Raw genomic sequence first — 14,195 nt, 5'->3', positions numbered from 1 at the left:
ACTACGCCGCGCTCCTCCGCATTACCGCTTCCTCGCGATAACAGGTGATTCACCGCAATATGGAACGCGCGCTGGAGCTGACGGGGGTGGTTGACCCGCTGGAGGACAGGACGCTCAACAGCGGCGCCAAGGCCGCCGCCCGCTCCCGCTTCGAGACGACGAAGCAGCGCTTCTTCGGGCAGCTGCTGCTCAGCATGAAGCTGCCGACGGTGATCGCGGCGATAGAGGCGCATCTTGACGCCAATCAGTCCGTCGTCATCCAGCTGGTGACGACCGCGCAATCCATCCTCGACCGTCGCCTTGGCGAGCTGAGCGCTGGAGAACGGGCCGACCTGGAGATCGACCTCTCGCCCCGGGAATATGTCATCGATTATCTCGAGCGAGCCTTCCCTACCCGGCAGATGCAGGTCTTCATCGATGACACAGGAGCGCCGCGCTCGCTGCCCATGGTCGATGGCAGGGGCAATCCGGTCGCCAACCCCGAAGCCGAGGCGGCGCGCGCCGAGCTGATCGAGACGCTTTGTGCCATGCCGCCGATCATGTCGGCGCTCGATGCGATGCTCGAGCATTTTGGGCATGACAATGTTGCCGAGGTCACCGGCCGCACCAGAAGGCTCATTACAAGGAGCGACGGCCGGCAGACTCTCGAAAGCCGGTCCGCCCGTCTCAGCCAGGCCGAGGCCGCCGCCTTCCAGTCAGGCCGCAAGCGCATCCTTGTCTTCTCCGATGCCGGCGGTACCGGCCGCAGCTACCACGCCTCGCTTGACGCGGCAAACCAGGAGCAGCGGGTTCACCTGCTGCTCGAGCCGGGATGGCGCGCAGACCGTGCGATCCAGGGGCTGGGGCGTACCCATCGAACGCACCAGGCAGCGACACCGCTCTTCCGCCCGGTGACGACCGACTGCAAGGGCGAGCTGCGGTTCACCAGCACCATCGCGCGGCGTCTCGACAGCCTGGGCGCGCTCACCCGGGGCCAGCGGCAGACAGGAGGGCAGGGCCTCTTCGATCCGGCGGACAATCTTGAAAGCGAATATGCCTGCGCGGCTCTTCTGAGCTGGTTCGATCTTCTCGCCGCCGGCAAGCTTGCCAGCATCACGCTTGATGACTTCCAGGACCGCACCGGGCTTGAACTGGCCGGCAGGGACGGTGTCATGAAGGACCAGATGCCGCCCATTCAGCGCTGGCTCAACCGGATCCTGGCCCTTCCCATCGCGCTGCAGAACAGCATCTTCGAGGAATTCCTGGCGCTTGTCGAAACGCGGGTATCGGCGGCGCGCGATGCCGGACGGCTCGACGCGGGCGTGGAGACGATCCTTGTCGACAGGGCGACCGTCATCGAGGACCTCGTCCTTCGCACCGATGCGCTCACCGGCGCTACCTCCCATCTGCTCACCATCGAGATCATGCGCCGGCGCAACTGTGTCTCGCTGGATCGCATCCTGCGGGTCGCCCACGAGGATGCCACCGCCGCCTTCATGATCAACCGCAGATCGGGGAAGGCCGCGCTGCGGACCAGGGCGCGCGCGCTCATGGAAGAAAAGGAAGGCACCCCCATTCCGCGCGTGGAGATGATGCGGCCGGGCCGGAATGAATATATGCGGGTTGACGACCTTCAAGAAACCTCCTGGGAGGAGGTCGACCGGGACAGTTTCAGCGCCATCTGGGCCGGCGAGGTCGAAGCATCGCGCCAGATCGTGGACACAGAGACGATCCGGCTCGCGACGGGGCTCCTCCTTCCCATCTGGTCCGCGCTCCCGAGCGATCATCTTGTGGTCAACCGTATCGTCGATGGGCAGGGGTGCTCCTGGCTCGGCCGCCTGGTGTTCGACGACCATGTACCCCAGCTTTTCGCAAGGCTCGGTATCGACCGTGCGCAAGCGCTTCCCGCAGATGCGGTCGCACGGGCGGTGTCGGCCGGTCGAACCATCGATATCGCGCATCCCTTTCCCCTCACGATCAAGCGATCGCGCGTCAACGGTTCCCACAGGATCGAGCTTGTGGGATGCCCTGCCGATCAGTTGCATCGACTAAAATCGCTCGGCTGCTTCACCGAGATCATCGCCTACCGCACGCGCGTTTTCGTGCCGATGGCGTCGGCGCAAGCGGTCCTGGGGCAACTCCTGGCCTGAGCCGGATGAATGAAAGGGGAGGAGGAGCGGAGTTGGTGTCCGGGATGATCCGGACGCCAGAAGGGAGTTCGCCCAATGACCACGACCGTAAAGCTCTCGAAGCTGACCCTTTCCCCCATCAACGTCCGCAAGCGGCCCGACGAACTGCTGGAAATCCCTCAGCTGGCCGCCGATCTCGAAGCGCGCGGCGTCCTCCAGAACCTGCTCGTCACCCCGGTCAAGAAGCCCCGCGGCACGTTCGAGGTCTTCGATGGCGGCCGCCGCCTGCGCGGCCTCCTGCTGCTCGCCGAACGTGGCGTCATCGCGGCCGATGAGTTCGACGTTCCGGTCAAGGTGCTCGTCGGGGACGAGGCTACCCTTTCCGAGACATCGACAGCAGCGAACTTCCACCAGCTCAAAATGACACCGGCCGAGGAATGCCGCGCCTTTCAGTATTTTATCGGCCTCAACAACGACATGGACGGTGTCGCCAAGCGTTTCGGGCTGACGCGGCGTTTCGTGGAAGGGCGCCTGCGTCTTGCAACGCTCGCCGAGCCGATCTTCGAGGCGCTCAGCGAGGGCGCCATCACCCTGGACGTCGCCAAGGCCTATGCATCGACCGAAAATCAGGAGAAGCAGCTTCTCGTCTGGAACAGCTACGGCACGAACTATGCCAATGCCGACACCATCCGGCGCGTCATCGCCAATGAAACCATGAAGTCCAGCGATCCTGTCGCGATACTGGTGGGCGAAGACCGCTATGCGGGTGCGGGCGGCAGGATCGATCGTGATCTCTTCAGCGACAGCGGCGACAAGTGGGTCAACCCGGAAATCGCCCAGAAGCTTGCCGGCGACATCATGGAAGAGGAAGCACGGCGCATTGGCGAGGAGACGGGCCTCGGCTGGATCCGGCCGATTGCGTCCAACTACATCCACAGCGCTGCGGCCGGGCTCTATCGGGTCATCCTGCCGCAGCCCGATCTCACCGCCGAGCAGACGGCGCGTCTCGAAGCGGTCTCCGAGCGGCAGGCGGCCATCGTCGAGGAAATGGATGGGGAAGCCATTTCTCAACAGACTTATGAGGCGCTCGATCAGGAATATGATGCCCTTGCCGAAGAGCAGCAGGCGATCCAGTGCCGCGCGCCTGTGCTGCCAGATGAGATCCGGCCGTTGGTAGGTGCGTTCCTCAAGCTCACGCCCAAGGGCGAAATGGTTCTCGACACCGAATATTATAGCGAGGAACCAGTTCGCGTCGGCGGTGTCGATGATGATGATGGCGGGCCCGCGGACGCTGGCGAGGGCGCGACCGCGCCGCAGGACGGACATGCGCCGCCCTCAGCTCCTCCCGAGGCGGTGGCGCCTGGCGGCAAGCCGCTCAGCGCGCGGCTCTATGACGAACTCGCGATGCAGCGCCGCGACATCCTCGGCGCCGCGCTTCTTGGCCACCCGGCGCTGGCGCTCGACTATGCCCTGTTCGTCATGATCGACGACCGGGCCAGCAGCTTCAGCGCCTATGGTTCGACCATGCGGGCGCGCGGACCCCAGGATCCGGTGTCGGGCGAACAGCCCGTGACGCATGCGCGCACGTACCTCGCCGAGGCCCATGCCGGTCTCGACTCCAGCTGGCTCGATCACAGGTCCGAGGTCGATCGTTTCGAGGCCTTCCGCGCCCTGGGCGATGACAGCAAGGCGGCCTGGATGGCCTATCTCGTCGCCGCGTCGCTCGAGGCCAAGCCTGGCTATCGCGCCGAACAATGCCCGCTACACAACCGGCTTGCGACGATCATGGATGTCGATGTCGCCAGCTGGTGGAGGCCGACGTCGGAGAATTTCTTCGACCGCATCAGCAAGGGCTCGATCCTCGCGCTATTGGGCAAGGTTGGCGGCGCCGCCCTCACCGCAAGGCACGCGACGATGAAGAAATCGGAGATCTCGCAATCATGCAACCGGCTCTTTGCCGGCGAGGCCATCGTCGAGCCTGAGGTCCGGGACGCGGCGCTGGCCTGGGTGCCTGACGCGATGCGCTTTCTCGATCAGCCGCAAGCCGATGGCATGGAGATGTCCGGCGGCGATGACCCGGACGCTTCCTCGGACCAGGAAGGCGATCGCGCGCCAGGGGATGAGGCGCCCACCGATCCGGGCGATGTGATCGAACCGGAAGATCAGGAGGCCCTCGCGGCCTGACCCCTCTCTCGTCTTTCGCTGACCGCCGGCGCTGTTCACGCGTCGGCGGTTTCCTTCCCTTCGTGCGAGGAACCTGCCATGCCATCTTGTCAGCGGAGCACCCGCGATGTCGCCGCCGAAATCACCGACCTCATCATCCGCAAGATCGAGGAAGGAGTTCCACCCTGGTCGCGACCCTGGCGTGTGCAGGGCGGTGGCGGACGGCCGCTGCGCCACAGCGGCGCGCCCTATGCCGGCATCAACACATTGTATCTCTGGGCGCTGGGAGATGCGCAGGGCTATCGTTCTCGCTACTGGATGACCCGCAGGCAGGCACAGGCGCTCGGCGGGGATGTCAGGCGCGGCGAGGCCGGTGCGGTCTCGGTCTATTACTCGACCTTCAGGAAGCAGGAGACAAATCCGGATACCGGACGCAGTGTTGACCGCAACATCCGCTTCCTTCGTCATTACATCGTGTTCAACGCCGATCAGATCGACGGCTTGCCGGCGCATTTCCATAGCGTCGATGCACCGGAGCAACCGATTGCCCTTTCGCGTAGGCAGACGCAAATCGACCGCTTTTTCGAGGCGATACCGGCGCTTGTCCGCCACGGCGGCAGTCAGGCCTATTTTACGCCGACCTTCGATTATATCCAGCTTCCGAGCCGATCCGCGTTTCAAACGATGGATCATTATGCATCGACGCGCTGTCATGAGACGATCCACTGGTCAGGCCATGCCGATCGGCTTGCCCGCACGTTCGGCAAGCGCTTTGGCGACAATGCCTACGCCTTCGAGGAACTGGTCGCCTTATCTGGACAGTCTGCGCCGCCCGCAACATTGCAGTAAGGTCGGCGATGGACGCCCACGGTAGGCAGTAATCAGGCTGGCCGTAGCGCTGACCCAAGAGCTGGCGGAGGCCAGCCTGATTGCTGCCGGGCCATCAGGCGCACCGGTGTGAAGGTCAGCTTCCGGGTGGGGGGTCCGGGGGGAGGGTTTCGCGCCGGTGTCGATCATTACTGTTTGCGAGCGCCGCGAGGCCAAGGGCCTTGATGCGCATGTGCCGCTGATCCTGCGGGACGATGCGCTCTATGATCCCGATCTGGATCGCTTCTTTCTCGACCTGCCGCTGTCGGGGGTCCGCTCGCGGCACTCGCTTCGCGCCTACGCCTATGATGTTGCGGTCTGGCTTCGCTTTCTCGATGCCTGCGGCAAGACCGTGTGGGCTGCGACCCGCGACGATGTCGATGCCTATCATCGTGAGCGACGCCGCGACGAGGCCGATCACCGGATCACGGCGGCAAGCTGGAACCGGGCTGTCGCCAGCCTCGATCGCCTCTACCGCTGGGGCGAGCAGCAAGGGCTGATCGCCGACGCGCCGTTCAGCCGCCGCGCCGTGTGGCGACCGGCGCAAGGTGGCCGTCGTGGCATGATCGCGGCGCGCAACGACGCCTATGAACGTGTCGCCAGGCGGTCGGATGTGCGGTTCGTCACGATGGACGACTACCACATTTTCCGCGAGGTCGGCCTGCGCGGCCTCGCCCCGGACGGCACCGAGCGCCCCGGCGCTCGCGATCGCAACGGGCTGCGCAACGCGCTGTTCGCCGACCTTCTCGTCACCACTGGCCTGCGTCTTGAAGAGGCGTCGGGCCTGCTCGCCGATGAGCTTGCGGCCATCGATCACGACCACGATCAGGCTCAGCAGCTTTGGCTGCGCCTGCCGCCGCCGCTCACCAAGGGCGACCGGGGACGCAGTGTGCTGGTCCCGCGTCGGCTGCTGCGTCAGATCGCCGCCTATGTCGCCGTCGAACGCGCCGCAGGCGTGACCAAGTTCGCCGCGCGCGACGGCGCGGCCAAGCTCGAACGACCGATCCCTGTCACCCGCGCCGGTCTCGACCGCATGCGCGATGTCTGCACCCCAGAGGAACGATGCCGCCTGATCCTGTGCGACGAGGATGGACCGCCCCACGAGCCGGCGGCGCTATGGCTGACCGAGGTAGGGCAGCCTGTTCGCCCCAACTCGTGGGAGGTGATCTTCACCCGTGCCTGCAAGCGGTGCGAGGAGAACGGTTTCCCGCTGTCGATCAGTCCCCACCAGCTTCGTCACACCTTCGCAGTCCATATGCTCGCCTTGCTGATCCAGCAGCGGCTGCGCGAAGCGGCATTGCCGGCGGGGCCGGTGGAGAGCTACCGGCTGATCCTGGGCGACCCGCTGCAACAGGTGCAACGTCTGCTCGGCCACGCGAGCCTCACCACCACCTATATCTACCTCGATCATATCGCGACGCGCGCCGATACAGTGGACGCGGCCGTCGAGGAGCTGCTCGCGCTGCTGCCGGGACCGCAGGGCGCATGAGCGGGCATCCCCGCAAGGGCCGGCCTGTCGCTTTCGCGCCGATCACGCCGGAGTCCGTGCAGCCCGATGCTGTGCTCGGCCTCAAGTTCACGATCGAGGCACGGCATGGCGGAACGGTCCTGATCGATATGATTGGGCTCGTTCCTCGCCCACTCGCCATCGCCTTCGCGGGCGCGCTACGTCGGTCAGCGGCGCTCGGCGGCCCCATCGGTGCGGCCAGCGTCATCAAGCAGTATGTAAATGCCTACCGCCTGTTCTTCGCCTGGCTTGGCGATGACGCGCTGAACGTGGCTGGCGTCAGCGACCTGCGCGCAGTCCATATCGATGGGTTCGCCTCCGCGCTCGGACAGCGCGGGATGGGCGCGATCCACCGGCACATAACGGTCGGCAAGATCATCAACACATTGCGCGCGATCGAGGCAGACCGGCCCGATCGGATCGCGTCCGACCTGCATGAGCGGCTGCGCTACACGCTGGCCACATCGGCGGGCCGCTCGACCCCGCGCGATGCTTATAGCCCCTTCGTCGCCCGCGCGTTGCGCGACGCCGCGAGGACCGATGTCGAAGCGATGTTCCGCCGTCTCGGCGCCGACGACCGGACCGATGAGGGCGACCCGGTCATCGCCAGCGCGCGCGCCGATGTCGAAGCGATCATCGCGCGGCAGGGCTTTATCGTCGCAGACCAGCCCGCGCTGAAGAGCCTCTATTTCATGCGCATGCGGCGCGCATTGCCGATCAGCACGCTCATCGACGACCTGCATGGCCGCCATCACCTGCTTGCGCGCGATCTGCCGGCGCTGCTCGTGTTGCTCACGCTCGATACCGGCCTCGAGCCCGAGTGCCTGAAGACGCTGACCGTGGATTGTCTCACCAACCCCCATGCCGGCACGGTGGAGCTGCGCTATCTCAAGCGCCGCGCTCGCGGCGCCGAGCACAAGAGCATGCGCGTCCGCGACGGCGGTGGTGGCACGCCTGGCGGTCTTATTCGTCGCCTGATCGAGGCCACGGCGACTGCCCGCACGCATCTAAACGACGATCGTATTTGGGTTTATCACAACGCTGGCGGCCTGCGGGCAGGTATCCGCCACCCGACGGAACGGATCGATGCCTGGGTGGCGCAGAACGATATTGTCGATGACGACGGCAAGCCGCTCCACCTGCTGCTCTCCCGGCTCCGCAAGACCCACAAGGCGCTATGGTACACCAAGACCGAGGGGCATATGGCCCGCTTCGCGGTCGGCCACTCGCGCGAGGTAGCGGCGCGCCACTATGCTGATCTGCCGTCGCTCCGGCCCCTGCACGAGACGGCCGTCGCCGACGCCTTCCGCGCAGCGGTCGCCGCCGCGATGCCGACCGTGCTTCCGCCCACCGCCGAGCAGGCGTTGCGCAAAGCGCCCGATCAGGCCGAGCCGCTGATGCCGCTGGCTACCGTGGGTCCGTTGCTCGACGGCGAACAGGATGTCTGGCTCGCCGCCTGCGCGGGCTTCCATAACAGTCCCTTCGCCGAGGCCGGTTCGCCCTGTGCGCAGCCCTTCTGGGGCTGCCTTGATTGCCCTAACGCCGTCATCACCGCGCGCAAGCTCCCCGCGATCCTGGCTTTCCTCGTCTTCGTCGAAGAGCAGCGGCTGAGCCTGCCCGCGACCGACTGGGCGGCCAAGTTCGGCCGCGTCCATGCCCGCATCACCGCCCAGGTCGTGCCGGCCTTCTCCGATGCCGTCATCGCCGATGCGCGCCGGCAGATGGAGAGCGAGCGGCTTTATCTGCCGCCGGAGGCACGCGCATGACCATACCCGCCCATGCCCAAGAGCCTGCCTTCGACGATCGCCCCGTGCTGGCGAGCGCGCCGCTCAAGGAGGGCCACGCCCGCGAGGAGCTGTCTCGCGTCGGCGACCCGAGCTGGGATCTCGGTCTCGCCGTATTCCGCGAGAACGCCCGGCGCTGCCACGTCACCGTGCATTTCGACGTGCTCGAACATGCCGATGTGCAGGCGGCGATGCGCGCCTATCTCTACGCCCGTCTCAACGTCGATCTTCCCGGCTACCGCCCGAAGCTGCCGCCGGCGAGCATTCGCCAGGCATTCAACCGTGCCCGCCGGTTCTTCGCCTTCGCCCGTGAGCGGCTCGGACGGCTCGACGTTTCCCGTATCGATCAGGCATTGGTCGATGCCTATGCCCGGCACCTTCGTGCCGATCCGGCCCGGCGACCCGTCATCGTCGGCCACCTCCTCGAAGTGGTCCCCGATCTCTATCACTATCGTGACCACCTCGCTGGCGGAGGCCTTGCATTCGAGCCCTGGGCCGGACAGGCGCCCGCCCGCGTCGCGGGCTACCGGCATGTCCGGGAGAACCGCACGCCGCGGTTCCCGGAAGAGGTCATCGCCGCGCTGCTCGCATGGTCGTTGCGCTACGTCACCGTCTTCGCTGACGACATTCTCGCAGCCCGTCGCGAGCTTGATCGGCTCGAAGCGCGCCGGGATCGTCTCGTCGCCGCCGACTCCGGCCTCCCGGACGCTGATCGCCGGCAACGTCGCCGCACCCGCCTGAAGGCCTATTTCGGTCGCCGACGCAGCGAGGGGCGCGGCGCACCGATCTGGGGCACCGCTCATAACGGCAAGCTGCGCGTCGACCCCAACACCGGCGCCGTGACCCCACCGATCAACGCCCATCTCCTGCATCTCCATGCCGGGATCGACGTGCAGGCCGAGCCAGGCGCGCATCTCCTGCTGACCGGCGGTGAAGCGAGGTTGATCGACGCAGTGGCGGCCGAGCTGGGGGTAGAGGTCGGCGGCATGGACACGCCGATCTCGATCGATCCCGAGAGCGGTCGGCCATGGCGCGAGCGCTTCGACGCGAAGACTCTCGCACACGAGGAACGGATGCTCCAGGCCGCCGCCTATATCGTGTGCGCCTACCTGACCGGCATGCGCGACTGCGAGGTGCAGGCGATGCGGCGCGGGTGTCTCTCTATCGCGCGCAGTGAGGACGGCCTGATCGAGCGGCATCGCATCCGATCGACCATCTACAAGCGCCGGGCGGCCGTGGGCGAGGCGGCGAGCTGGGTGACGATCGAGCCGGTCGCCGATGCGATCACGGTGCTCGAACGCCTGTCGGCAGGACCGGCGCGCGCCAGCGGCAGCGATACGCTCTGGCCGGTGCTGCGCGCGAGCGCCGTCTCCAAAACGCATCTGTCGAGCGAGGTGGTCCGTCAGCTCAACACCTTCCGCGATCACCTCAACACCGCCTTCGGCAGCCCCGATATGCCGGTCATCCCGCCCGGTCCCGATGGCAAGCCGTGGCGCATCACGACGCGGCAGTTCCGGCGCACGATCGCGTGGCACATCGCCAACCGTCCGTTCGGCACCATCGCCGGCATGATCCAGTACAAGCACGCCTCGGTCGCCGCGTTCGAAGGCTATGCCGGGACCAGCGCATCGGGGTTTCGCGCCGAGGTCGAGGCGCAGCGCCGGCTCGGTCAGACTGATGACCTGCTGGACTATTTCGACCGGCGTCAGAGCGGCGCATCGCTTGGCGGGCCGGCGGGACCGCGTATCGGGCGGACGCTCGACGATGCCGCCGTTCAACTCGGGCCATTGCCCGCCATGATCGCCGATCGCGCCCGCCTGCGCGTCATGCTCGCCAGCGTCGCGCGCACCTTCCATGTCGGTCCGCTCGCGGATTGCTTCTTCGATCCTGCAACCGCGCTCTGCCTCAAGCGCGTGACAACCCCCGATCCCGCGCAGCCACTCACCGCCCTGTGCGAGCCGACCCGCTGTCCCAACGCCTGCATCACCGCCCGGCACAGGCCGGCCTGGGAACGCGCGGCGGCCGATGCCAGGGCGCATCTACGCGAACGGCGCATCTCCGATCTCCAGCGTCAAGCTCTCCAGCGCGAGCTCGATCGCCTGACCGCGGTGATTGCCGGGATCGATCCTCCCGCGCCGTAGACCACCCCGGCTGTTGGCGGAGTCCTGCGCCGGTCGGCGCGCCCGCGCAACGGCTTCGCCGTCCTTCGCTTCGCTGCGGCCCTGACGGGTGCGCGAGCCCCCCTGTGCCCGGCGCGAACGGGCCTCCGCCGCCGGGGATGGTCCCCGGCGCGAGAACGGAGAACAGATCATGTCAGCCTCACCACGCTCAGACGTCTACGCTCGCGTCACGCAAGCGATCGTCGACGCCATCGAAGCCGGCACCGGCACCTGGCGCATGCCGTGGCATCATTCCGGCGCCGACGTCACCCGCCCGACCAACGTCGCCAGCGGCAAGCCGTATCGCGGCATAAATACGGTCTCGCTCTGGGCGGCCGCCTATGGCAGCGGCTATGCGAGCGGGGTCTGGGGCACCTATCGCCAGTGGCAGGCGCTCGGCGCGCAGGTCCGCAAGGGCGAGCACGCCAGCCTCGGCGTCCTCTGGAAGGAGTTTCGCGCGAAGGGTGACGAAGCCAGCGACGATGATGGCGACCACCGACGGCTTTTCGCCAAGGCGTTCAGCCTGTTCAACGCCGATCAGATCGATGGCTATGCGCCCGAACCGGGGCCGGTCCTGCCCGAGAGCGAACGCCTCGCCGCCGCCGAAGCCTTCATCGCCGCGCTCGGCATCGATACCGTCTACGGCTCGGCCAGCGCCTATTATCACATCGCCGAAGACCGCATCCACATGCCGGATTTCAGCGCCTTCCACGACGCCCACGGCTTCTACGCCACCCATATTCACGAGGCAGCTCATGCCAGTGGCGCAGCCCATCGGCTCGACCGGGATTTCAGCACCAAGTGGACCAAGCACGCGCTCGCCATGGAGGAAGCGACCGCCGAGCTGACCGCATCGTTCCTGCTCGCCGATCTCGGGATCGCGCACGAACCGCGACCCGATCACGCGGCCTACATCGCCTCCTGGCTGCAACTGCTCAAGGACGAGCCCCGGGCGATCTTCACCGCGGCGAGCAAGGCGCAGGCGGCGGCCGACTGGATGCACACCCGGCAGCCATGATCCAGCAGCAACCAACGCTGAGCGGCCGATCCCTCGCGGGCTCGGCCGCTTCGTCGCGCATGGCGATGCGCGGGCTTCGCCCGCTCACCAGCGGACGCCGCTGGCGCGGCGGCGCTGATTTTTCGGGCCTCCCTCGATGCGGGTCTGGTCGGCGCTCCCTGCTAGGCCCGCCACGGCGCGCCGCAAGCCCGGCTTCGCCGAGCTGCTCCATTTCATTTCGCCCCTCCGGGTGCGGCCCGCCGCTTGCGCGGGCCTCTCCGGTCGTTCTCGCCGCCCACCCCCGCCTCGGGGGAGCCATGGGGTTTTTGGGCAGTGCTGGAGGCACCGATGGTTTTCACCTTCCAACCGCCATTTTTCGCTGGACTGTCAGGATATGTCGCCGAGATCGGCGCCGGGCTCTGTTGCGCGGATCTCGGCCTGCCCAACGTCCTTCATGAAGGTCATGCAAGTTATGTCGGGCATTGGCTCAATATCCTGCGCGGTGACAAGAGCGCCATCATCCACGCCGCCGCGAAGGCGGAGCAGGCCTTCGCCTATCTGAGGTCCTTCAGCGCCCCTGCGGCGGCTGTTGAGCATAGGTCGGTCCAAAGCGCGATGCCGATAGCAGCCTGAACGCCGACCGGGAGCTCGACGACATGCGTGGGCGGATCCCCGGTTCCCTCTCATTCTACCGACAGGAGACTTGCCATGGGCTGGCTGTTCATGCCCTTCACAGCGATGGCCGGGCATGCCTCGGCCAAATCCTATCTCGATGCCCAGTTCACCTATGACCAGGCCCATGAGGACGGGACCCGTCAGGGTCTTGAGATCCTCGCCTCATCCTGCCCGGGAAACCGCGTCTATTACGCCGCCGCCCAGCTGACGACCAACGGGGTTCCGGGCGATGTGTTCGCGATCATCTGTCTCGTTCGATGGAACCCGCGATCAGCCGACGGTCACCAGTTCGGTTACAAGAGCATGGACGAATCCGCCGGTCCTTGCGAGGCGCAATGCCCGGCCCGCATTCTCGATCTGCTCACGCCCACCGACAGGGAATATGCCAACGATTGGCGTGCGCGTTGCCGCGCCAACCTCGCCCTGCGTTCCCGCAGGCTTGCTGACGGCGATCTTGTCCGCTTTCCCGAGCCGATGACCTTTAGCGACGGCCATGTCGCCCGGGAATTCCAGGTCATCAGGGATGGCCGCCGGATCATCCTGCGAGCCCCTGAGACGGGAGGCCTTTACCGGGTCAGCCGGTTCATGGAGCGCGACTGGTCCATCGTACCGAAGACCAGAGTTCATGCGACGCTTTTCTCCTGACCCTGGCGGGTTGTCCCGGCCCATGAGAAGGGGGTAGCCATGCTCGGCCAGCGCCCCTCCCATGCGATCTCGCCCAAGCGGGCCCTGCTCTGCAGCAGGGACAATGCCCTGCGTGTCGCCACTCGTCTCTTTGACCATGAGATGCAGCCCGTCAGCATCATTCGGACGGGCAATCCTCTCCAGCCCTACCGCATTTCGATGGCTCCGTTGCCTGACGATCATGTCGAGCTTGCGCTCGTCTCGTGACCAGGGGCTCAGCTCGTCGCTTCTCCGGCCGACGCCTGCTACATCAACAAGAGGGGAGAATGGCCCGACCGGGAAATTTGGCTTTTGCAAACGTCTTGCGCCGCAACGATCAACGAGGCGGGCGCAGCAGGGTGGGGCGACGTGGCCATAAGGCCAAGAAGAGGCGGGATGCGGGCGTGAGCCCGGAAGGACCTGAAAAGGTTCCGGGACTGCACTCATATCTGGAGGTTCGCTTTGTCCAATGCATTCGCCACCCACGACACCGGCTTTCATGCTCTTGCAACGCGCGTGCCTGATGCCCGGCGTAGCCGATTTCTGCCGAACCTCTTTGGCCGCCATCTCCTCGTCGCGGAGGCCTGCGTCTACAGCTTCATGCAATGGCTGTCGCCTGCTGACTATGCCGGTGGCTATTGGCATTTCCTCGAGCAAAACGGCTTGCCGCTCTATCTTGCGCCCGCAGCGCCTTCCAATTTCCGGATTTGCTGCCGGACCAACGGCTATGAAGGCGAACTCACTGCGGACGCGGCAGGGATCGTCGCTACCTTGTTCGCCTTTTCGCATCTCGCCTTCGAGATAGGTGATGATCAGCTCTCCGGGAGCTTCCATCGCCTGCGCGACCATGCCGGCCGCCACGGCGAAGCGGCGAAGATCTTCAGCGCGATAGACTAGTCAGGGACCGAGCGACGCCTGGCCTCTGTCACTGCTGGGCAAGACGGGTCACGCACGGCAGGCCCGTGGGACGCTGGACCCCTGCTCCAAATGGGGAGCGGGCCTGCCTTTCATGATGCGCGGTAGCGTCCCAAACCGGCGCTGCCGCACGATCATCGGCCTCTTGCCGTGCGCCTTGCGCATGATCGTGTTTGGCGGTCGCGGCCGTTCCCTGCCGTCCCGCCGCGTCCGCGCGGGATGAAGGGGAGAGGGGGCTGCTGGGGAGAGCAAGTCCGCTCTGCAATGGCGAGGCAAAATGCAGGCCTTCTGCAATGTGCGCTGGCGGCAGACGAGAGCGCCGGTCAGCTTGAAAGCCGAAATGCCCAGCTGGTTCGG

At 66.2% G+C, this 14,195-nt stretch carries 11 protein-coding genes and 1 pseudogene; 11 read left to right on the top strand and 1 reads right to left on the bottom strand.

What is annotated here, in order from left to right:
• Positions 1–401 precede the first annotated feature (401 nt).
• The 7 genes from K426_RS26180 (at position 402) to K426_RS26150 (ending at position 11,606) form a co-directional block, all read left to right on the top strand.
• Positions 402–2,129, top strand: a complete 1,728-nt coding sequence (locus tag K426_RS26180; RefSeq protein WP_237230213.1) for a strawberry notch C-terminal domain-containing protein — start codon at positions 402–404, stop codon at positions 2,127–2,129.
• Positions 2,130–2,204: 75 nt separating this feature from the next.
• On the top strand, positions 2,205–4,292 hold the full coding sequence (locus K426_RS26175) for a ParB/RepB/Spo0J family partition protein (RefSeq protein ID WP_046766323.1): 2,088 nt from the start codon (positions 2,205–2,207) through the stop codon (positions 4,290–4,292).
• Positions 4,293–4,370: 78 nt separating this feature from the next.
• The gene (locus tag K426_RS26170) at positions 4,371–5,120 is read left to right on the top strand and encodes an ArdC family protein (protein WP_046766322.1); all 750 of its coding nucleotides are present in this window, start codon (positions 4,371–4,373) and stop codon (positions 5,118–5,120) included.
• A gap of 157 nt (positions 5,121–5,277) precedes the next feature.
• The gene (locus K426_RS26165) at positions 5,278–6,627 is read left to right on the top strand and encodes a tyrosine-type recombinase/integrase (RefSeq protein WP_066553252.1); all 1,350 of its coding nucleotides are present in this window, start codon (positions 5,278–5,280) and stop codon (positions 6,625–6,627) included.
• Positions 6,624–8,411, top strand: coding sequence for a hypothetical protein (locus K426_RS26160; RefSeq protein ID WP_066553254.1), 1,788 nt, complete (start codon positions 6,624–6,626; stop codon positions 8,409–8,411). Before K426_RS26165 ends, K426_RS26160 begins: the two co-directional genes overlap by 4 nt.
• Entirely contained in the window at positions 8,408–10,570 is a 2,163-nt protein-coding gene (locus K426_RS26155) for an integrase (protein WP_066553256.1), read from the top strand. The genes K426_RS26160 and K426_RS26155 overlap by 4 nt, the downstream gene beginning before the upstream one ends.
• A 169-nt stretch (positions 10,571–10,739) precedes the next feature.
• Positions 10,740–11,606 carry an ArdC family protein gene (locus tag K426_RS26150; protein WP_066553259.1) on the top strand — a complete coding sequence of 289 codons (867 nt, stop codon included), beginning with the start codon at positions 10,740–10,742 and terminating at the stop codon, positions 11,604–11,606.
• A gap of 84 nt (positions 11,607–11,690) precedes the next feature.
• Here the strand turns inward: K426_RS26150 and K426_RS32890 are convergent, their stop codons facing one another.
• The gene (locus K426_RS32890; RefSeq protein ID WP_257721804.1) at positions 11,691–11,822 is read right to left on the bottom strand and encodes a hypothetical protein; all 132 of its coding nucleotides are present in this window, start codon (positions 11,820–11,822) and stop codon (positions 11,691–11,693) included.
• A gap of 159 nt (positions 11,823–11,981) precedes the next feature.
• Here K426_RS32890 and K426_RS26145 point away from each other — a divergent pair.
• The 4 genes and pseudogenes from K426_RS26145 to K426_RS26130 all read left to right on the top strand — a co-directional run.
• Positions 11,982–12,218: pseudogene (locus tag K426_RS26145) on the top strand (zincin-like metallopeptidase domain-containing protein); the annotation flags it as partial.
• Between the two features lie 75 nt (positions 12,219–12,293).
• Positions 12,294–12,905, top strand: coding sequence for a DUF6927 domain-containing protein (locus K426_RS26140; protein ID WP_021243570.1), 612 nt, complete (start codon positions 12,294–12,296; stop codon positions 12,903–12,905).
• A 39-nt stretch (positions 12,906–12,944) separates the two neighbouring features.
• The gene (locus K426_RS26135; protein ID WP_021243569.1) at positions 12,945–13,151 is read left to right on the top strand and encodes a hypothetical protein; all 207 of its coding nucleotides are present in this window, start codon (positions 12,945–12,947) and stop codon (positions 13,149–13,151) included.
• Positions 13,152–13,385: 234 nt separating this feature from the next.
• Positions 13,386–13,820, top strand: coding sequence for an antirestriction protein (locus K426_RS26130; RefSeq protein WP_021243568.1), 435 nt, complete (start codon positions 13,386–13,388; stop codon positions 13,818–13,820).
• The last annotated feature ends 375 nt before the right edge of the window (positions 13,821–14,195 follow it).

This window comes from Sphingobium sp. TKS (assembly GCF_001563265.1).
Lineage (GTDB): Bacteria > Pseudomonadota > Alphaproteobacteria > Sphingomonadales > Sphingomonadaceae > Sphingobium.
The sequence above is the reverse complement of the archived record's forward strand: the minus strand, read 5'-3'. Positions and strand labels throughout refer to the sequence as shown.

What these genes read in the sequence shown, in the direction of transcription:
- K426_RS26180 (WP_237230213.1), top strand. Translation starts at nt 402, where the DNA reads ATGCAGGTCTTCATCGATGACACAGGAGCGCCGCGCTCGCTGCCCATG.
- K426_RS26175 (WP_046766323.1), top strand. Translation starts at nt 2,205, where the DNA reads ATGACCACGACCGTAAAGCTCTCGAAGCTGACCCTTTCCCCCATCAAC.
- K426_RS26170 (WP_046766322.1), top strand. Translation starts at nt 4,371, where the DNA reads ATGCCATCTTGTCAGCGGAGCACCCGCGATGTCGCCGCCGAAATCACC.
- K426_RS26160 (WP_066553254.1), top strand. Translation starts at nt 6,624, where the DNA reads ATGAGCGGGCATCCCCGCAAGGGCCGGCCTGTCGCTTTCGCGCCGATC.
- K426_RS26155 (WP_066553256.1), top strand. Translation starts at nt 8,408, where the DNA reads ATGACCATACCCGCCCATGCCCAAGAGCCTGCCTTCGACGATCGCCCC.
- K426_RS26150 (WP_066553259.1), top strand. Translation starts at nt 10,740, where the DNA reads ATGTCAGCCTCACCACGCTCAGACGTCTACGCTCGCGTCACGCAAGCG.
- K426_RS32890 (WP_257721804.1), bottom strand. Translation starts at nt 11,822, where the DNA reads ATGAAATGGAGCAGCTCGGCGAAGCCGGGCTTGCGGCGCGCCGTGGCG.
- K426_RS26140 (WP_021243570.1), top strand. Translation starts at nt 12,294, where the DNA reads ATGGGCTGGCTGTTCATGCCCTTCACAGCGATGGCCGGGCATGCCTCG.
- K426_RS26135 (WP_021243569.1), top strand. Translation starts at nt 12,945, where the DNA reads ATGCTCGGCCAGCGCCCCTCCCATGCGATCTCGCCCAAGCGGGCCCTG.